General features: G+C 57.7%; 17 protein-coding genes, 1 tRNA gene and 1 pseudogene. 9 read left to right on the top strand and 10 right to left on the bottom strand.

The features are described 5' to 3' along the window. Positions 1 to 267: 267 nt before the first annotated feature. The 3 genes from Q0877_RS16615 to Q0877_RS16605 all read right to left on the bottom strand — a co-directional run bounded on the left by Q0877_RS16615 (position 268) and on the right by Q0877_RS16605 (position 2,801). Complete coding sequence (locus Q0877_RS16615) at positions 268 to 945, bottom strand: hypothetical protein (RefSeq protein ID WP_299169920.1); 678 nt, start codon at positions 943 to 945, stop codon at positions 268 to 270. Positions 946 to 1,252: 307 nt separating this feature from the next. Then, positions 1,253 to 2,575 (bottom strand): hypothetical protein, encoded by a 1,323-nt coding sequence (locus Q0877_RS16610; protein WP_299169918.1) that lies wholly within the window; start codon positions 2,573 to 2,575, stop codon positions 1,253 to 1,255. A gap of 25 nt (positions 2,576 to 2,600) precedes the next feature. Next, positions 2,601 to 2,801 carry a hypothetical protein gene (locus Q0877_RS16605; protein WP_299169916.1) on the bottom strand — a complete coding sequence of 67 codons (201 nt, stop codon included), beginning with the start codon at positions 2,799 to 2,801 and terminating at the stop codon, positions 2,601 to 2,603. Positions 2,802 to 2,990: 189 nt separating this feature from the next. On the opposite strand from Q0877_RS16605, the gene Q0877_RS16600 reads away from it, so the two are divergent. Then, positions 2,991 to 3,287: a hypothetical protein gene (locus Q0877_RS16600; protein ID WP_299169915.1), complete on the top strand. Its 297-nt coding sequence runs from the start codon at positions 2,991 to 2,993 to the stop codon at positions 3,285 to 3,287. 151 nt (positions 3,288 to 3,438) lie between these two features. Here the strand turns inward: Q0877_RS16600 and Q0877_RS16595 are convergent, their stop codons facing one another. After that, positions 3,439 to 3,567, bottom strand: a complete 129-nt coding sequence (locus Q0877_RS16595; protein ID WP_299169913.1) for a hypothetical protein — start codon at positions 3,565 to 3,567, stop codon at positions 3,439 to 3,441. Positions 3,568 to 3,671: 104 nt separating this feature from the next. Further along, positions 3,672 to 3,836, bottom strand: coding sequence for a hypothetical protein (locus Q0877_RS16590; protein ID WP_299169911.1), 165 nt, complete (start codon positions 3,834 to 3,836; stop codon positions 3,672 to 3,674). A 153-nt stretch (positions 3,837 to 3,989) separates the two neighbouring features. On the opposite strand from Q0877_RS16590, the gene Q0877_RS16585 reads away from it, so the two are divergent. The 3 genes from Q0877_RS16585 to Q0877_RS16575 all read left to right on the top strand — a co-directional run bounded on the left by Q0877_RS16585 (position 3,990) and on the right by Q0877_RS16575 (position 6,574). Then, positions 3,990 to 4,061, top strand: a tRNA-Gln gene (locus tag Q0877_RS16585). Between the two features lie 45 nt (positions 4,062 to 4,106). Further along, positions 4,107 to 5,597 carry a bifunctional UDP-N-acetylglucosamine diphosphorylase/glucosamine-1-phosphate N-acetyltransferase GlmU gene (gene glmU / locus Q0877_RS16580; RefSeq protein ID WP_299169909.1) on the top strand — a complete coding sequence of 497 codons (1,491 nt, stop codon included), beginning with the start codon at positions 4,107 to 4,109 and terminating at the stop codon, positions 5,595 to 5,597. Then, entirely contained in the window at positions 5,594 to 6,574 is a 981-nt protein-coding gene (locus tag Q0877_RS16575; RefSeq protein ID WP_299169908.1) for a ribose-phosphate diphosphokinase, read from the top strand. Before glmU ends, Q0877_RS16575 begins: the two co-directional genes overlap by 4 nt. A gap of 143 nt (positions 6,575 to 6,717) precedes the next feature. Here the strand turns inward: Q0877_RS16575 and Q0877_RS16570 are convergent, their stop codons facing one another. The 4 genes from Q0877_RS16570 to Q0877_RS16555 form a co-directional block, all read right to left on the bottom strand. After that, on the bottom strand, positions 6,718 to 7,323 hold the full coding sequence (locus tag Q0877_RS16570) for an LPXTG cell wall anchor domain-containing protein (protein ID WP_299169906.1): 606 nt from the start codon (positions 7,321 to 7,323) through the stop codon (positions 6,718 to 6,720). A gap of 240 nt (positions 7,324 to 7,563) precedes the next feature. Beyond that, on the bottom strand, positions 7,564 to 9,396 hold the full coding sequence (locus Q0877_RS16565) for a DUF4012 domain-containing protein (RefSeq protein WP_299169904.1): 1,833 nt from the start codon (positions 9,394 to 9,396) through the stop codon (positions 7,564 to 7,566). A gap of 71 nt (positions 9,397 to 9,467) precedes the next feature. Then, complete coding sequence (locus tag Q0877_RS16560; RefSeq protein ID WP_299169902.1) at positions 9,468 to 10,883, bottom strand: sugar transferase; 1,416 nt, start codon at positions 10,881 to 10,883, stop codon at positions 9,468 to 9,470. Positions 10,884 to 11,020: 137 nt separating this feature from the next. After that, positions 11,021 to 12,496, bottom strand: coding sequence for a polysaccharide biosynthesis tyrosine autokinase (locus Q0877_RS16555; protein WP_299169900.1), 1,476 nt, complete (start codon positions 12,494 to 12,496; stop codon positions 11,021 to 11,023). A gap of 324 nt (positions 12,497 to 12,820) precedes the next feature. Here Q0877_RS16555 and Q0877_RS16550 point away from each other — a divergent pair, with 324 nt between their 5' ends. The 5 genes from Q0877_RS16550 (at position 12,821) to Q0877_RS16530 (ending at position 18,368) form a co-directional block, all read left to right on the top strand. Beyond that, positions 12,821 to 13,711 carry a glycosyltransferase gene (locus Q0877_RS16550; protein WP_299169898.1) on the top strand — a complete coding sequence of 297 codons (891 nt, stop codon included), beginning with the start codon at positions 12,821 to 12,823 and terminating at the stop codon, positions 13,709 to 13,711. Between the two features lie 51 nt (positions 13,712 to 13,762). Then, complete coding sequence (locus tag Q0877_RS16545; protein ID WP_299169897.1) at positions 13,763 to 14,944, top strand: O-antigen ligase; 1,182 nt, start codon at positions 13,763 to 13,765, stop codon at positions 14,942 to 14,944. Beyond that, positions 14,941 to 16,125: a lipopolysaccharide biosynthesis protein gene (locus tag Q0877_RS16540; RefSeq protein ID WP_299169896.1), complete on the top strand. Its 1,185-nt coding sequence runs from the start codon at positions 14,941 to 14,943 to the stop codon at positions 16,123 to 16,125. Before Q0877_RS16545 ends, Q0877_RS16540 begins: the two co-directional genes overlap by 4 nt. Further along, positions 16,112 to 17,158: a glycosyltransferase gene (locus Q0877_RS16535; RefSeq protein ID WP_299169895.1), complete on the top strand. Its 1,047-nt coding sequence runs from the start codon at positions 16,112 to 16,114 to the stop codon at positions 17,156 to 17,158. The genes Q0877_RS16540 and Q0877_RS16535 overlap by 14 nt, the downstream gene beginning before the upstream one ends. A 580-nt stretch (positions 17,159 to 17,738) precedes the next feature. Then, positions 17,739 to 18,368, top strand: coding sequence for a glycosyltransferase family 4 protein (locus Q0877_RS16530; RefSeq protein ID WP_299169894.1), 630 nt, complete (start codon positions 17,739 to 17,741; stop codon positions 18,366 to 18,368). Between the two features lie 314 nt (positions 18,369 to 18,682). On the opposite strand, the pseudogene Q0877_RS16525 reads toward Q0877_RS16530, so the two are convergent. Continuing rightward, positions 18,683 to 19,003 (bottom strand): annotated as a pseudogene (locus Q0877_RS16525) (ATP-binding protein). Positions 19,004 to 19,336 lie beyond the last annotated feature (333 nt).

The following is a 19,336-nucleotide window of genomic DNA, read 5'->3' as shown; positions in this document are numbered from 1 at the left end:
CACAAGAAGCCCGGCGAGTCGACAAGTGGGGCCACTTCAAACCGTCACACCGGGGCCACTCCAACCTGCCACAGCCAAACGGGCTCGACGCGAAGCTCCGCGAGCTGCAGGCCGAGCAGGAGTCCCTCGAGGAGCAGCGGATGGCGGCCGCATAGGTACTGGGGGAGTAAGAGCGCTTTCATCAAACGGCGAGACGAGCCAAGGGCTTGGTCCGCTTGTCCATTGGGTGTTCTGTTTGCACGGGATTACAACTGCACTAAGCCGGATTTATCTGCTGTTGCTCCTCGCCTCGAGGATCTCCTGCTCACGTTCTTCTACGTGTTCCTCCAGGTCGAGCAACTCACGTATCCGGTACGACGGACAGATGATCTCCATAGCGGTGTTGTATTTGACGGGGTAACTACCTGACCAAGCGTGATTTCCTGCCATCACCAAAGCATTCGCTTGATTGAAATCGATATGCCCTGTCACGACTCCTAGAAGGCCAATTGTCTCTTCGAAGAATGGCATCATTGTCCCGTTACCCCGATCACTGCCGGGGCCAATGTAGACGAATACAGGACTGCCGCTATCTCCCGACTGCGATCTCATCTCAGCCAAATAGGCCTCAGTCATGAGGCCGTTCCCACCTCTCAGCCTGGCTTCTGGGAAAAGAGACAGGTTGCCGAATCGCAAGACGGGCCTTATCTCACTCCGCTCAAGCTGGATAAACCTACCCGGCATGAATACTTCGTCACCGATACCGACATTCAACTCAACCATCCGAGCATCCATCTGAGCGGTCGACCCCATCAGGTCATCCAATTTCAATCCCCCTGCCACCAGTGGCTGGGCGTCTGCCGGGCCCGCTACTCGCACCATGCACAGATCCTGGGTTGGATGGTGCCGCCAGTCATGCGGCGCAAATGTCATGACCAGGTCACCACCATTTTCAGCTTTCCGCATAGTGCTCGCTCCGCCTAATGCAACGTGGGAATTGGTTATCAGGAATCTGAAAGGAGCCAGTCCGGGAGTTGACGGCTCTTCGATAACGAATCCCGTCCCTCCATAGCCAGAGTCTTTTCGCGCATCGTCCTCCGTTAGGTACATGAAAGCGGTGTGGTGAGCAACTTGGTCCGGGATACGAGGCATGTCTTCTTTATACATGTGGCGTTCACGATGAGTCCGAGGGGCGACACTATCGCCCAGCTTGAACATGCAAACGGAGATCAGTGACAGAAAGGCGACTCGGCAGACCACGAAAATAGCTGCTTCAGACGCGGCCTGCTGGGGCCTGCACTGCGCACGAACGGATATCAAGCAGCGGGCCAGCCCCGGAGTACACGCCGGGAATGTAGTGCGACCATGCCGACTCCACTGCGGCGCCTGCGGCCACACCGTTCATCAGAACCTGAACGTTGCCGCCGGTGAAGACGAACGAGACCATGCCGGTCCAGTCTTGCCCCGTGGTGAAGAACGCGCCGTTGCTGAGGATGTCGGTGTTGCCGGAACCGGTGAACTTCCGCACGATGAGAGAAGCCCCAGAGCGGCGGATGCCGTACCCCTCCTTGATGCCCATTGAAGCGGTGGCTTCACCGTAGAGGCAGGACGCAATCGCGACGACCTGGGGCCCGCCTGTTGCGCCTCCGAGGGTGACCATGAAGTCGATCCGTGCGTCTGCGTGGGCGCCGTCTGCCTTGATCACACTGAACGGCGTCTGTTCGTCGTAGGCGGTGGCGTAGGTGTATCCGGGGTGGGGTCCGCCCAGGACTGTGCCGGACAGGTCCGATTTCACTACCTCGATAGCGGGTGTCAGGCCGGAACGTACGTTGTTCTTCGGTGGCGCGAAGTCCACGGAATCAATTGCGAGTGTGCCGGTGTCACAAGTGACAAACACGAGATCGGGGCCGCCGTGGTGGGTGTGTCCGCGCACGGTCGTGAACGTTCGCGGTTCGATGTTCACTGCGCGGTCGGGGATACCAGCCTTGCCTAGCGCATATCGGATGCGTCCAGTGCCGACGCCGGCTGTTGAGCCGGAGAAGAACCGCACCAGCGCGTCCGTGGGTGCGGTCGCGTCGAATGGCAAGATGGCGGTCTGGCCTGCGGTGAGCAGGATCGTCTTACCGTCCGTCGCGCCGGGTCTGCCTGTAGGTGCGCCACCCATAATCAGTTGGTGGTTCGTCGTGATGCGCTGACCCGGCCCAAGCTTCGGCGGGTGAATGCCCTTCGGGCCCATCAGTGCCGCGAGTCGAGTCCCGACCAGCGCGAATGCGGCGTCGTTGAGGGGCGTCCCATCGGTCCAGATATTCGCGACAGAGGGAATGGCGTTGAGCAATTCGGCAACGTCGATGTACCTGCTGCCGTATCGTTCCGCGACTCGGCGGACGATGGCGGCGCGGGCCTGCCTGTTGTGGGTGTCGGCTCGGATGTTCGTGAAGTGCCCGCCAATAAAGACGGGCTGCGACCCGGAGTTGCTGATTTCGTCCGCAATTCGCCGGATGTTCTTGGCATTCACAATAGGGTCGATGTTGTAGACAAAATCGTTAGAATCCAGCCAAACGAACTCGATGTTGTCGTGTGGGCGGGTGATTGGCAATTGCGTCAGCCAGGAGTTAGAGGATTCACCGGAGCGGGCGTTTGTTTTGAAGGGTGAACAGGCCCGGATACATAAGGTCGAGCACGGCCTTAAGGGAGTACGGGGCATTATTTGTGGAGGGTGCCGTGGTTTGCTCGTTGATGCCCGGAAGAGCGCCGTCGCCGCCCTGCCCGTACATCTGCGAGTGGCCGGACACTGCGACCACCTGGGGTGTTGTTGTCGCCATGACTTTCGCCACCGTCGCGCCATCCGTAGCGGCCTCTTTCGACTGCACAATAGTGGCACTTAGTGCACTGCAGTCCTTTGCGCTGTCCAGTCGATTCAAGCGCTGGGGACCTAAGCACCACGCAAGAACGGTCCAACGCCCGGCGGTATCCTTCTGTGATTTCAGCGCGGCAGGACCGAGCAAACGGCGATGTTGTCGCAGGACGTGAGCGGGTTCGACGGTGTCAAACATCTCCGAGTCACCGTGGAGATCGAGCAGGGCGAGCGCGTGGTGTCGGTTTGCGCGGAGGAAGTGTCGGCCGAGCCAGCTCGAATCAGCTCGGGTTCACCAACGCGCGGCAGCGGACGCCGGTTGGTGGCCTCTCGAGTGGGACGGCGCCGTCTGCAGCTTTCGCGTCTGCTGGTGGCGGAGCCGAGCGTGTTGGTGCTGGATGAGCCAATGAATGGGCACGTTGATCGTGGTCTCGCGCAACTGACACCTGCTTGAGCAGCGTCACCGATACCCGGCTGACGTTGTTGAACGACGGGAAGATTCGGAAACCTGTCCGGCGGCGAGAATCAGTATTTGCAGCAAGTTCCGCTGGCCCGCCACCTGAGGAAGCACGCAAGGCGAAGAAGGACCTGACGCGTATCAAGCGTCAGATGACGAAGACCAGTCGCAGATCGAGAAGTTCGACCTGTAGATGAGCGACGCCGGCAGTAAGGCCGCGGTCAATTTCGAGAATGTCGCCCTCGACGCGAAACTGCGGGAGCTCAAGCCCGCGCAAGATTTACTCGAGGAGCAGTATCTCGAGGCCGCCGCGGTGCTGGGAGTAATACCTTCAGCAGACGAAGAGGCCGCACAATCGAGCGGCCCACCCGTCCAGCGGGTTCACGCCGTTTCGGGAAGTTCTTCTACAGGAGGTTCCAGCTCTCCTGACAGGTTGTCGAGCCACGAGCGTTCCGGGCTGGGGTCATCAGCGATGATGTGCTTTTCCACAAAATTGCGGATGCTTTCCTTCAGATGTCCCATGTCCAGCTCCTCGTTGAGCGTCATCAGGTAGATGAGCCTCAGTCTTCATCGAGTGGCTTGGGTTTAGCTTGGGCCGATCTGGTTTTCGCACGCAGGCGCCAAGTCGCAGTAGCCGCTCTGACATGGCAGACTAGATAGTCGCGTGAGCTGTTCGGGCACTGCCGGAATCGCACGCGGTCCGCCCTGGTGTAACGGCAGCACCCCAGCCTTTGGAGCTGTGGAGTATAGGTTCGAATCCTATGGGCGGAACGGCAGGCCAGCAGGCGTCAGAGACAGGCAAGGAGCGGCCTCTTCGTGAGCCACGAGAACCAGTCCAACCAGGCGGAGTCAACGCCTGCAGCAGTGATAGTTCTGGCAGCCGGAGCCGGGACCCGAATGAAGTCCCGAACCCCCAAAATCCTTCACCGCATCGGTGGCACCTCAATGGTTGGGCACGCGATTGCTGCGGCCCGTGGTCTCGCGCCTCGTGAACTCGCGGTGGTCGTCCGCCACGAGCGGGACCGCGTTGCCGCGCACATCGCCGAGCTCGACGCCGGAGCCCTCATCGTGGATCAGGACGACGTCCCCGGCACCGGACGCGCTGTGCAGGTCGCTCTCGAGGCACTGGACGCACAATCGGCGGTCCAGGGAACTGTCGTAGTCACTTACGGCGATGTCCCGCTGCTCGACAGTGCAACGCTCCGGGAACTCGTGCGTACCCACGAGCAGGAAGGCAACGCGGTCACGATCCTCACAGCAGTTCTCGACGATGCCGCCGGCTACGGACGTATCGTTCGAGCCGAAGACGGCACAGTGACGGGCATCGTGGAGCACAAAGACGCGACTGACGAACAGCGGGCGATCAAGGAGATCAACTCCGGCATCTATGCTTTTGACGCCGCGTTGCTTCGCGAGAGCCTCACCGGCGTTGACTCGAACAATGCTCAAGGAGAGATGTACCTGACCGATGTGCCGTCGATTGCCCGGAAGGCTGGCGGCCGTGTGGCTGCTGTCGTGTCCGCGGACCGCTGGCAGGTCGAGGGCACGAATGACCGCGTACAGCTCGCAGCGCTCGGGGCGGAGCTCAACCGTCGCACTCTGGAGCGGTGGATGCGCGCGGGCGTGACTATCGCGGACCCGAACAGCACTTGGATCGACGTTGACGTCCAGCTTGATGAAGACGTCACTATTCTCCCGGGGACGCAGCTTCACGGAGCAACTCAAGTCGCTCGCGATGCTGTTGTTGGTCCGGACTGCACGCTTACGGACGTGGTGATCGAGGAGGGCGCGAGAGTGATCCGTGCTCACGGCAGCGGTGCACGCATTGGCGCCGGCGCTTCGGTGGGCCCGTTCACCTACCTGCGACCGGGTACGGTGCTGGGGGAGTCGGGCAAGATCGGCGCCTTCTACGAGACCAAGAACGTGACCATCGGCCGCGGTTCCAAGCTTTCCCATCTCGGTTACGCCGGTGATGCGGAGATCGGCGAGAACACCAACATCGGTTGCGGAAACATTACCGCCAATTACGACGGCGTTAATAAGCACCGCACGATCATCGGCAACGAGGTCCGAACTGGTTCCAATACTGTCTTTGTGGCCCCAGTATCGATTGGTGATGGCGCCTACACGGGTGCAGGTGCCGTTGTGCGCAAGGACGTCCCTGCCGGAGCGCTCTCCATTGTTGCTGCGTCGCAGCGCAACCTGGATGGCTGGGTCGGAAAAAACCGCACAGGAACCGCATCGGCCACGTCAGCTGCCCAAGCTTCCTCCTCAACTACATCTACGGAAGAAAGCGATCCTTCATGAGCGAGATTACGGCACGCGGGGAAAAGAAGCTGGTCCTCGCTTCGGGCAGGGCCCATCCGGAACTGGCGGAGGAGATCGCGCGGGTCTTGGACACGGAGCTCCTGCCGATCTCGGCCTACGACTTTGCGAACGGTGAAATCTACGTCCGTTCGGGAGAGAGCGTCCGCGGCACTGATGTGTTCGTCATTCAGGCTCATCCTGCTCCCCTGAACAATTGGCTTATGGAGCAGCTGATCATGGTTGACTCGCTGAAGCGAGCGTCGGCCAAGCGGATCACTGTCGTATCCCCTTTCTACCCCTACGCTCGTCAGGACAAGAAGGGCCGCGGCCGGGAGCCAATCTCCGCTCGTCTGGTTGCTGACCTCTACCGGACCGCGGGAGCAGACCGACTGATGTCGGTGGATCTGCACACGGCGCAGATTCAGGGTTTCTTCGATGGACCGGTAGACCACCTCATGGCCATCCCGCTGCTCGCCGACTACATCCGCACCCGCGTCGACGCAGACAATATTACAGTGGTTTCGCCGGACACCGGTCGTGTGCGCGTGGCCGAGCAGTGGGCTGAGAGGTTGGGAGGCGCGCCCCTGGCGTTCGTGCACAAAAGCCGCGATCTCACCGTTCCCAATCAGGCCGTCTCGAAGACCGTCGTCGGACAGATTGAAGGTCGCACGTGCGTGCTCATCGACGACATGATTGACACCGGCGGAACCATCTCCGGCGCCGTTCAGGTCCTGAAAAACGCCGGCGCCAAGGACGTTATCATCGCAGCGACTCACGCTGTGTTCTCGGATCCCGCAGCACGCCGTCTGGCGGAGTCCGGGGCACGGGAAGTTGTGGTCACCAATACGCTGCCGATAGGGCCGGAAAAGCGCTTCCCGCAGCTGACCGTCCTGTCTATCGCGCCGCTTATAGCGCGGGCGATTCGCGAAGTGTTCGACGACGGTTCAGTGACGAGCCTGTTCGACGGAAATACCTGAGCGAGCCGAGTAAGTCGCAGAAGCACCGGTCAGTAGTATCTGACCGGTGCTTCTGTTTTTATCGGAGTCGGCAAGCACAAAGCCCCGGTCAGAACCCGCCCACGCGGGCTCTGGACCGGGGCTTTCGTGTGTTGCTTTGGTGCTTACGCCTCGGCGCCTGCGCGGCGTCGTGCGACGAAGATGCTTCCTGCGCCCAGGCCGAGTGCGCCGATGCCAGCAGCACCCCAGAGAAGCATTGCGGAATCGATTCCGGTGTTGGCGAGCCCGCCGCTGGTGGTGCCGGTCGAGCCGGTGTTGCCCCCAGCTACTGTTGCTTCCGGGGCGTCGACCGCGACCGATGAAGAAACAGTCACTCCGGATTCACGCCCGGTAGCTGTGAGGGTGTAGTTGCCCTCTTCCTCGAGCGTTACCGAGTAGGAGAAGTTGCCCTCCGCGTCGGCAGTCACGGTGTCAGTGAGGACGATCGCCATCGGGAGGATGGGACCGCCGAGGGCCGTGCCGACGCGTCCAGCTCCACCAGCAGCACCCGCTGCGGCAGGCTCACCCGCAACGAAATCAACAGCGATATCGATAGGCTCAAAAGCATTGAACAGGCCCTGGCTGCTGCTGAAGACCACAGCTTCGCCCGGAGCAACGGTTCCGTCGCTGACGGTGCCCGGTGCACTGTCAGGAGTGTAGGCCTGCGCAGCGCCGGCCCCTAGGAAGGTGATTGAGCCGGCAATTGCGACGGCTGCGATAGCTTTTTTCATAGAGACTCCCCAATAAAGGTGTATACGACAGATTTCTAGCAGTGCTCGACCTGAAGATGTATTCCCCTCAGCCCCGACTACCCCGAAAAAAGTCTACCAACAGTCGGGGAGAGCAATAGCCACCGAACCTGCAGGACTTCCTCAGGGTTTCCGCAACAAACTCTACCTTAGTGATAGCTCAATTCAGAAAGCGTCCGGTATTCAGAGAGGTATGTAACGCAAAGTTCATGTTGGTGCTTGTTACTGCTTGCAGCTGTCGTCGCTCTTGAGTGGCAGCAGGACATCCTCTAATTGCTGGATAGTCGGCGTCACGTCCAAGGTAGGCTCCGATTGCTGAGCCACGTTGGTGAAGTCCAATTCAACGGTCGCGGTTTCGCCTGGCCTAAGGCTCGTTGTCAGAAGCCCTACTGGTCTGTCTCCATGACGAAAGGATCCAACCTGAACCGCTTCACCGTTTATCCGAGCTTTCTGAAGCAGCGCTTGTTGAGGTCCATAACCTACAAAGTTCGTTTGTATGGTGCCCGGCGGAACGCCGGACTCTCCGCCGCCGGTCACATAGCGGGGCAGAGATCGGGCTGCATCAGATGGCGCGGAATTCGAGAGTGTGGTTGTCAGCGTGTATTGGCGGTAGCCTTCTGGCGTACAACTCCGCTGTAGGCGCACCGTTCGTTTCACGTAATAGTCCATCTTCGCGCCCGTCCCATCGTTGAAATAAGCGCCGAACGACGCGCCTCCTGACCCCGTGCCAGTAACACTGCCAGCAAGCGGAGAAGCTGCAATAATGTCTTGCTCCTCTGCCGCCGCCGACCACACATAGAGACGTCCTTCGTTGGTGCTTCTCGCGAGTGCCTGTACCAAGTCGGCGCTTTCCCCGCCGCCAGCCGCGAGTGCATCGAAGATCTCGCCAGCGACGGCGGCAAAGTAAGCATCTTGAAGCGCTGGCTCTTCAATGGCGGCGTAGACGTCAGAAAGCAGGGTCGAGACAACGTTGTCCGAAGTTAGGGAAGAAGGAAGGCCAGAGGCGCTGAAGCGATCGCTGAGTTGCTGATCTTCGAATTTCAGCTCGACCGGGCCGGTTGCTCGCAGAATATTGGACAAAGCGACGACGTCAAGGGCGATAACACCATCTAATGGCTCGCCGTTGTTGCGCTGCTCCCACATGCGCATAGTTGTTTTTGCGACCGTAGGGAACTCTGGCGTGAGGTTCGCGCTTTGCATGAATCTCCCCATGCGATCCGAATATATAAGGGTCTGCTCAGGCTCAACAGCGAGTGCTGGCTCGAATTCCCCAATTTCAGAGGCGGAAGTTTGCTCGACCAGGGCGATTCTGCCATCGGTCGTCTGCACTACGGCTAGTGCCCCGGGTATACCTCCAGTGGCTCTGATTTCCGCGCTGTTCTGAATGAGTAAGAGGTATGAGCGTGGTTCATTCGCACCGAGCATGCCGGGCAACAGGTTCGCTAGGGAAGAGGCATGCGAAAGAGTGGTGGATACCTCACTAAGAGCTGCAGATGCTTTCGTTAGCGGCTCTACCACTTGCGGAATGAGGGCGTTTTCGTCAATTGCTGCGAGACGCCTGTGAGACTGGTCAACGGTGGCGTGTGCTGTTGACAGCTCAGGGGCCAAATCACTGATCGCACCGACGTCCACTCTTCCATCCGTCGAAATCAGCTCCCGCCAGGCGATCGTGTCAAGCTGAGCAAGCAGCGGGGTTGCTGCCCGGTTGATTACATCGTCAGCTGCAACCGTGACTTCAGTCACTGCTCTGAAGTTCGGACCAAAGAAGGGTAACAAGCTGGCGGCTCTCCACACGGGATCCGTGCCGGCCGCATGACCCTCCGCAACATGCTGCCTAACGGCCGCGAGAGTTCCTTGGGCAGAATCTGAATCACCCGCCTCCACTTGTTCGAGGAGACTTGGTAGTAGGGCAGCGGCTTCACTGAGGTGGGTTTGCACCTCGTTAGCCCGGACGGCTAGCCACGCAGCCGCAAGCGTCAGGATCAGCACTAGCGCCGCGCAGGCGGTGCTCAATCGGCGTAGGAACACCTGAGAAGTAGGCTTGGTGGACTTCATTTATTGCACACTCACTTCGTGCTGAACTGGCGGATGTTCTTCAACAGGTCTTAGGAGATCGACGCGGCGGTCTAGACAGCCCCGTCTCCTGCTACTACAGCACGGAACGTCTTGAACAGAATCAACAGGTCCTGCGTAAGGGACCAATTTTCAACGTAGTACAAATCAAGTTGTATGGATTCTTCCCAGGACAAGTTCGAACGCCCACTCACCTGCCACAGTCCGCTCATTCCCGGACTCACATATAGGCGTCGATGGGCGGCGTCGTCGTAAAGCGCGACTTCACTAGCACGTTGGGGCCGAGGTCCGACCATGCTCATGCTTCCCAGCAGGACGTTGAACAGCTGCGGTAGCTCGTCTAAGGAGTATTTTCTTAAGAATTTGCCGACCTTAGTGATCCGGGGGTCATCCTCCACCTTGAAAAGCGGTTGCGCTTCCCTTCCTTGCTCGGCCAGTAGCGCGTTCAACTGGGCATCCGCATTCGCGATCATGGATCGGAATTTGAGCATTTTGAAGGTCGCCCCACCCACGCCAATACGTTCTTGTGAATAGAAGATACTTCCAGTACTAGTCACCTTGACAAGCACTGCGATGACAAGCAGCACGGGCGACAGAAGCACTATGAGGGATGCGCTCCCGACGATATCGAATACCCGCTTGAGTAGGCGCGATACGCCGGTGAGTTTGGGGGTTGAGACGTGGACGAGCGGCAATCCTGCGACCGGTTGAGTGTGAATTCGGGGGCCAGCGATGTCGGTGAGAGCTGGTGCTAGGATCAGCCGAATATCGCGAGCCGCCAATTCCCACCCAAGCTGGCGCAGCGTGTGAGGGTGCAGATTAGACCCGGCGGATATTGCTACGGAGTCAGCGCCAACGGCATCGATCGACTGCAAGATGGACTCCGTAGTGGTGCCACTATCGGTGACGACGACATCAGAATTTCGAGTGAGCGTCAGTCCGTTTGAGTTATTAGTGAAATGCGCGCCCACAGGTCTGTATCCTGCGAGCGGCGCCTTTCGCAAGGCGGATACAAGATGGTCCACGGCCCACATGCCGCCGATAACAAGCACTCTTGATGAACTGCGTCCGTGCGACCTCTCGGAACGAAGAATCTGCCGCACCATCCACCGCGCTATCAGCAGCCCAATCAGTCCAGCAGGTAAAGCGAGACCCACGTAGCCTCGTGGAGTGTCATAGCGGAAGGCGTAGGACAGGATTGCAATCAGCCCGAATAGCCATAGAGACGCCGTGAATACCCGTTTATATTCTTCAGCCCCCGATCCTAGGACCGTTGCGCTCCGCGTCTCCCACGCCCCGAGCATGAGCCACCATGCTCCTGCCAGTAATACCGTGAAGGCCGCATAGGTAGATATTGGTTCGGTGTTTGCGTCGTTTGTCAGACCGAACCGCACGATGAACGCTCCTGCAGTCGCCCACAGAACGACGATGAGGTCAACGATAGAAAGCAGCCGCGGATAGCGCGTCAACCACTCGATGCTACTTGCTACTCGATGTGTCTCTTGTGAAGTGTGATCACCGCTTCCACTAGCACGTCGTCTAAATGCCGTTCGTTTCATTCCCTTGTCCCCCCCAAACGTGAACCGCCCTCGGCGCTGTACCTGATTCAGTCTTGCTTACGGCTGCGAAGCAGTTGCGTCGCCGTACGACGCTCGCCTCCGGACTGCAGCCTCATACGAGCCGCTTGAAGAGGCGGTTTCGCACGTACTACGGCATCTTCTTGCGGGAGGTAGCTGTAGCTGTATGCGTTGGAGCCCTTGGCGGGAAGCAGATTGAGTACGACTCCTAGCAGGTTCGCCTCGATGAGTTGAAGCGCGCTGAGCGACCTTTCGACGTCGGGCCGCTTGACTTTCGATGATCCAATAACAAGCACCACACCTCCAACCTGCTGTGATAACACAGCAGCATCTGTGACGGGTAGCAAGGGTGGGGCATCTATTACGACGGCGTCGAACATCGACTCAAGCTTGGTGATTAACGCCCTCATTGCTGATGATCCAAGGAGTTCGCTGGGGTTCGGCGGAATCTGCCCAGACGTCAGGACGTACAGCTCATCTTCGCCCCAGGGCTGGAGCAGATCTTCGACGTCTGCCGTTCCGATGAGGGCGGTAGTCAAACCTGCATTTCGCTCCAAGCCAAGGTACCCGTCAATGCGAGGGCGACGAAGATCGGCATCCACCAAGACGACCCGCTGGCCAGACTGCGCCATTGCGATGGCAAGGTTTGTGGCCGTTGTGCTCTTACCTTCGCTTGGCAACGAAGAGGTGATTAGAAGTGCAGTGGACTTCTGGTTCACATGAGCAAAATGCAAATTAGTTCGGAGCTGACGGAATGATTCCGCTCGTTGGCCTTGGAGCGAGGTTTGTGTGAGCAGCGGCTTCTTCACAGCATCTGCATCGTAGGCAATCCCACCCAGAACGGGAACGTCTGTGACACGACGGAGGTCATCTTCGCTCCGCACTTTCGTATTGATAGCTACCCTGAGAATTGCGATACCCACGCCGAACAACAAACCCACGACAAGTCCTAAAGCTAAGTTGAGTCTGAGGTTGGGCGATGATGGCTCAAGGGGTGCTACGGCAGGGGTTATAGCTGACAGTTTGACCGGCGAGATGCCTCCCTCCGCCGGACTTTCCAGAAGCTGCACGACATCGATCAAGCTGTCACCCACCGCCTGGGCTATAGCAGCGGCGAGAGCCGGAGACTCATCGCCCGCGGTGATCGAGAGGATGACTGTATTGGCGTCCGCCGTTGCTCCTACTTGCTCCGCGAGATCGGCCGCGCTTGATTCCAGCCCGAGTTGATCAATCACTGGTTGGAGCACGGCCGGAGTCTCTACGGTCTCCGCGTAGGACTGTACCCGTGCCTGTGTGAAGGAGTTTCCTTGTTGCAGTTCCTGAGCGGACCCTGAACTCTGCGTTGCTACAAACAGTTCAGTTTCGGCAGTATAGATGGGCCGTATGGCAAGCGAGATGGCGATCGCAAGCAGTAGGCCGAGTAGGCCTGCGGACGTAATCGTAATCCAACTTCGTCGTAGCAGACGCAAGTAGTCACTCAAATCCAAGCTCTTGGCCTTCCCCATAGCGGCTGTTACGCCCCATACAAGCTAGAGACGACGCCCCGATTCTAGTACGTGCACGCCGGGCATGGTTACGGAGCTGTACTTGACGCGTGCTTATTGAGCATAGAGGTGTGTTGCACCACGCAGGCTGAGGCGGAGTTCAGTACCGATCAGACTGGTCAGGTGCTGTAGGCTGTAACAGTTCGCCTGTAGGGGGCACTTCCGCGAGGCCGCGAGGGTGATAGAGGCAATTCGCAAACGTTCATTGCGCACTCTCCGAGCGGCCAATATCGCCCTCATCGTCGATCACTTCAACTGCGCACCGACTCGGGGAAAGATTTCAAAGTGATTATCAGCGTCGTGATGCCGGTATACAACGGCCGGAAGTTCATCTCCGAAGCGGTTAAATCGATCCGGTCGCAAGTTCTTCCGGCCGGATATCAACTGGAGTTGGTCGTCGTCGATGACGGCTCAGATGATGGGAGTGCCGCGGAGGCACTACGAGCCGATGAATCCATCGTGGTGATTCGTGCGGACCGAGTGGGGAACGTAAAGGCAAGGAACATAGCTATCGCTCGCGCCAGAGGTCAGTTCATAGCGTTCTGCGATGCAGATGACGTGTGGGAGCCCGGGAAGTTGCAGGCTCAGATGGAGGCTTTCGACGCTCGCAGTACGGAATTCGCCGCGAGTTGTTGTGCTGTTCGGCAAATTGACAGCAAAGGTGCGTCTATTCGGTTCAAGGGACTCCGTTGGTCGGAATCGGACATCCGGCGACTGTTGGTCAACGACTTCGTCATGCCAGTCCCGCTCTCAGGTTGGGTGGTGCGGCGCGAGGTCATGACGCAGTGGTTCACTGAGGATCTTCCAGTGGCGGCCGACTTGGAACTCGCAGTCCGAATAGCTGGAGATCATCGTATTCACTACGTCGCACATCCGCTCCTCAAGTATCGGCTGCATGGTGGGTCGATCACAGCCGGAAGGATCGACGAACAGCAGGCTGTGCGAAGATATCTGCGCGCTTCCCGAGGCGGAGATAGTGTCACTTACTCGGCTTGGAAAAGATCGTATCGCGCTACCATGCGAGACAAGCGCGAGAACATTTCCGCTCGTCATTTCCGCCAGACAGGCAATGAATTGGCGGCGAAACGGTACCTTCGCGCGGCTTGGAGCTTTCTTATCGCTTCTATCCTTGACCCCAAGGAAACCATTCGGAAGTTCGCTGCGCAACGGGCGTGAATCATGCAAGAACAAAGGTTGCTAGCGCAGAGGGGTGGATCGGATGAAGCGGTGAAGGAGCCGAAGTTCTGGTCCAAGCAGGGAGTTCTCTTCCTTGCTTGGGTCGTGCTGATTGCAACGTCGAGCCAGCCCTCTCCCGAGAAGCTAGCAGTCGTATTACATATCTCAGCTTCCACTGTTTCGATCGCTTTTGATTTACTCAAGTATCTTGGCATCTGCCTGATCCTCGTGCTCGGTGCACCGCCTAAGTGGTCCCTATTGTGGCCAAGCTTCATCTTCATCGGTTTGATGGCAGCGTCTGTGCCATTTTCGGTTGATATCGTTCACTCGGCGCTGACTGTGGGGATGATACTGGTCACCTTGCTAGTTAGCATCCGAACTGGATTCGCGCTTTCTCCGAAGATGCTGATCGGCGGGGCTGTTGTTGGCTTGCTTGCCGTGCTCGTGCCCTCCCTGTTCTTTTTACGCGTTGGCATATACGATCCGGTTACCGGGGTATTTGGAACAAGGAATGAAATTGCGCGCATAGCTACCTATTGCGCGATCCTGAGTGTTGCAAGTTTGTGGGCATCTCGATCGTGGGGCAAGTTGTTCGCTGGGATGGCGTTCATGTTCTCGACTTGGTTCTGCTGGTACACCGAATCCGCGACGGCATTGACAACATTGGTTGCGTTCCTTGCGGTATTCCTGTTGGTTCTTAAAGTGGGATGGCCCCTCAGCCCGTTGCAGGTAGCCCTATCGACCTTCGTCGTTGGTATCTTCTTGGTCGTGGTGCCGATGTCTTACAGACTATTCTTCACGCTCACCGGCAGGGACATCACCTTCACGGGTAGGACGGATATTTGGGATTATGCATGGACTTCGGTGGCTGCCCGTCCGATATTCGGTTATGGCGCGGAAGCGTTTTGGAGTTCCGACGGTGGACGGCAGGGACGCACTACGCTCGGGGATGCTGCAGTACATTCTCACAACACGTGGATTGAGCTCTACCTTAGCCTGGGCGTCATCGGGGGGACTCTGGCGATACTTATCCTTGGAGCGCAGGTTCTTACGCTATTTCGAGCCATACCGAGCAGACTTGAAGGTGGCAAACTCGTTGTGGCCATTTTCTGTGGAATTACCGCAATCACGGTGATGTATGGATTCTCTGAGCACGCTGCTTATAGACCGTTCTATTCGCTGGTGTTCATCTACCTGGCTCTGTCCATAAGTCTTACTAGGGTTCCGCGGTGAAGCGAGCGGCTTTACTAGGTGAGCTTATTCGCACCGGGTTTGTGGCGGTCGCCTTTCTTCTAATTAGCCGTGAGCTTCCTTTGCAAGATGTCGGCATCGTTTCGGCGATCAGCGCTGCGCTTGCCATCATAGGCCCGATCGCCACCCTGGGGTTGCCGTTCAAGGTTCTGCGAGACTCCTCGCGGGGGGCGTCTCAGGTGAATTACAGAAGCGCTCTTCTAACCGTCTGCACCGTAACTGGTCCAGTATTCGTCTGCATCTGCATGGCCGTCGTTTATCCCTATTCTCAGGATACCGAAATTATCGCCATCGCGGCCATGGTTCTTGCTGAGTGCTGGCTGCTTATTGCTTTTACGTTATTAATGTCGCATTCGATAGGTGCTCGGCGACCTGCGGCACTTTCCCTTTCGAGCGCGCTGGTCAGCGTGCCTCGTTTGGCTGGAGCTTTGGCGCTTCTGTTCCATCCTGAGCCCTCCGTCGAGTACTACGCCTACGTTCTAATTCTATTCGCCTTGCCGGCTGTCTTCTGCTCTTGGCTCCTCTTGCCTAAGCAAGGCCGAGTGCGGTTCCTGCCGATGCGCGAACTCTTCGCCGATCGGAAAGCAGGCGGATACTCGACGAGTAGTTCATTACTGTCCCGATGCAGTGACGATATGGATAAGCTCTTCCTTGGATTCATGCGTGGGGCAGACGAGGTGGCGCTCTACTCGATTCCGTATCGCTTGACCTTCTACGCCATGATTCCCGGGAGGGCATTGTTATCCTCGAAGATGTCGGGGTGGTACCGCCGTAACGGGCAGGAGGCGCGAGGTGAGGCACTTTCTGTAATCGTGGGTACGAGTCTCAGCGGCTGCGTCTTGAGCGGCATCGTATATGTAACTTGGCCCTATTTGTGCTCGGAAGTGATCGGAATTCAGTACGCATCGGTTCAGCCCTTGATCCTTCTCTTCGGACTAGCGGTCGTTTTGAGGGGTGTTCACTATACTTTAGGTGAATTGATGTTTGCGAAAATGATGATGGGGCGCCGTAATTGCGTACAATTGATCGCAGTCCTTTCCGGTATCTTGGCGATGCTTGTGCTTATACCAAGCGATGGTATCGTAGGAGCTGGAATATCAACTTTACTAATTGAATCAATGACGCTCTTAGGATATTTAGGCGTGCTTTATGCGAAAAGGTAATGGATCGATAGTCGTTTACGACCCGGATTATGGCAATCCTTACGGTAAGGAACTGGCGCTGCTTCTTAGCGACGGGTTGGATGTGAGGTATGCCGGCGCACTTTCGGGATGGCGTCCAGAAGCCATTCACACTTTGTCAGGACATAAATTCAGTCGAGATGGTCATTCTCGAATATCGATTTTATGGTCTTACTTCTCAGTGCTTGTTGCCGTTATATTGCGCGCAATTCTGGGCGATACGATTATCCTCGTATGGTGCCGCGGGGCGGCTGACCGGTATCTCTTCAGAATGTGCGCCAAGTTCAACCTGCGGATCGTGTATGTCGTGCACAATCCCAAATCTCGGCGACCAGAATCTCGCCTCCTTGCGCGTTCAGAAAGAGGCCTGAGAGAGAATGCTCGTCTTGTCATCCACAGCGACCGGCTGCGTCATTTATTGGAAGACCCCACACTTGAGTCCCGAGTGATGGTCGTACCGCATTTGCCTTATAGCCAATATGTAGCCCACCACAAGACCATCAACGAGCATAGGAGAGCGGGCCACCGGGTACTATTTCTCGGGCAATTGCGACCGGACAAGTCTCCGATGGAAATGGCGGACTTCCTCAGGGTCGTTCCGAGGGACTTCGATGGGGAGTTCGTATTCTGCGGGCGTGGCCAGCTGACTCCTGAAATTAGAAATGCCGCTGAGGGGTTAATGCTGGTGGACCGTATGGATTCAAGGGGAGTCGATGATCACTTGCTGACAGCAGAGGTCACGAACGCCGACGTGCTCGTTGCCCCTTACAGACAGGTCACACAAAGCGGGTCCGTCGTCCTAGCGCTTTCTTTCGGCGTGCCGGTGGCTGCCTACAGTGCTGGAGCACTGCCTGACCTTGTAGATGATCGCTGTCTTGTTCCTTTGGGGGACAGCCAGCGCTTATTTGAAGTTGTGAGGGGCTTGCTTGCCGAGGGCGTCCGCGTTGAGATGCCGGACGTGAATGTATGGCGTAATGAAACCTTATCGGCCTGGATGAAAGCGTTGGTTGACTAAATTGAAAGTTATGGTTCTGGCGTTCGAGTGTGACCCGTCCACTAATTCTGAGCCAGGTCTGGCCGCCAGATGGGTGGAGTCATACCTAGCGGCAGGACACGAAGTAGTTCTCTTCACTCACCGGTCTCAAACCACGGCTAAGAGTTTGAACGCTGAGGTAATCCTGTCGCAGACAGGGCGGACGCGGCCCGCTCCCACCGTGGCCTTTCTGGGTGCGATGAAGAACCTCACTATCTATCGGGAGTGGCTAGGTTCGGCATCCGTTTTTCTTCGCGACCGCGCGACCGAGTTTGACCTAGTTCATCATGTGTCGTGGAGCAGTGTGCGGCTCCGGAGTCCGTTGCACAAACACGTTCCGGTTCGTAACCAGCACCTCGTGTGGGGCCCCCTTGGGGGAGGCCATCTTGCGCCGTGGAAATGGATACTTCGCAGTCGCGACGCTTTCGAATTGGTGCGCAATTTCTCGGTTCTTACTAACTCCTTGAGCTCCCTCCGACGGAGCTCGGAGGTGACATATATCGCGTGCAACTACGAGACGCTCAGGGTGCTCAAGCGAAGAGGCGGAACTAAATTGGTGACGATGTCTGCGGATGTCCTTCGAGCAGATCAAATCGCTAAAGCGCCTAAATTAATGACATCCACAAGCAATAAACTTCTATGGGCTGGTCGACTCGTGGCAAGTAAGCGGCCCGATATTTCGATTTGGGCACTGTCTCGCTTGATTGCGCGGGAGAATGAAGCGCATTTGGAAATTGCAGGAACTGGACCTGAGATGGAAAGGTTGCGTAGCTTGGCGAATCATCTGGGGGTGGAGAATCACATAACTTGGCTCGGATGGGTGAAAGCAGCCGCAATGGCAGAAATATACCGCCGAAATGACGTATTACTGTATACGAGTGTCCGGGATAGCGGATTTCCCAGTGCCCTTGAAGCTGCTGCTCAGGGTACCCCGGCAATAGGTTTTCGCCACCAAGGTTTCGGAGCAAATTACTCCGTCAACTTCGATTGTTTTGTCGAGGGTAGTCCCGGAGCAAGATCGTCCGAATTGGGTGATGTCTTTGCCGATGCCGTTGTGAAGTTGTTGGCGAGCGATTATGCGATGGCGTCGGCGCAATCGATTGCCCTTGCTGGGCGGCATAATTTCCTCGGAAGAGCCGCGGAACTGCTACAGGATGTAGAAAGAGTCAGCATGACGGGGCGGGGGCAGTGAGAGGCGGTGAAACCGTGTTCCTTATTGGGATTCGCAGATGAGTGAGCATGGGTGTGGCCGCCGGCGGAGAGTAGGCATCTGAGTCGGTAGTTGGTGAAGTTGCGGATGGTGGCGCATAGGGCCGGGTGGTACTGCAGTCTAGCGAGTTGGCACCGCGGTTCCTGGCCTGGCACCGGCCGGGTACTGGGCCGGCACCAAGTCAGTGCGTGGCTGTTATTCCCAGTGGGCAGGTTCTGCTCGTGCTTGGGCGGCTCGGAGTCTTCGCATGTCGATTTCGCCGAGGTTGAGGTGGCGGGCGTTGTTGGCCAGCCGGTTCACGATCGAATCGGCTGCGACGCGGTGTGGGGGGCTTCGACCCAGCAGGCCGGTCCGGACTGTGATGCGATGAGCGTGGGCAGCCGGTGTTCCCTATTCGCTAGGACGGCAAAGAGGTCGTTGGCTGCTTCGGGGTCGATGCCGACGGTGAGGAAGTCATCGATGATTAGAAGGTCCACGTCCGAAAGCTCGTTGAGCAGCTTCTGATGTCCGATGCCGTCGCCGCGGGCGATGAGCAACCGTCGGGCGAGATCATCCATCCGGGCGTAGGCGACAATGTGCCCGTTCTAGCAGGCCGCGATTCCGATCGCGCAGGCCAAGAAGGTTTTGCCTCCGCCGGTGGGTGAGATGATCAGCAGATTCGTCGGATCCTAACTCCACTGGTGCGCGCGTAGCGTTTCATCCTGACCGGAGTGACCCCGCGGCCCTCCTGGTAGCTGATCTCGGCCACCGAGGCCTGCGGGATCGGGAATTTCGCGGCGAGGATCAGTTTTTCGACCCGGTGTGCCCGGCGCTGGTCGAGGGCATCATCGACGGCCGTGAGGAAAACCTGCTCCGGGGTCAGCTCGTCGTTGGCTTAGCCTTGATCCACCGATGAGGGTTTGGTTGTCTCCGGCGTTTTAAACACGAAATGCCCGTCGTTTCGGGGAAAA

Origin of the sequence: uncultured Arthrobacter sp., from assembly GCF_947495145.1 — a bacterium.
Taxonomy (GTDB): domain Bacteria; phylum Actinomycetota; class Actinomycetes; order Actinomycetales; family Micrococcaceae; genus Arthrobacter_D.
Note: the sequence above shows the minus strand (reverse complement) of the source record. Positions and strands in the feature narration are given on the sequence as shown.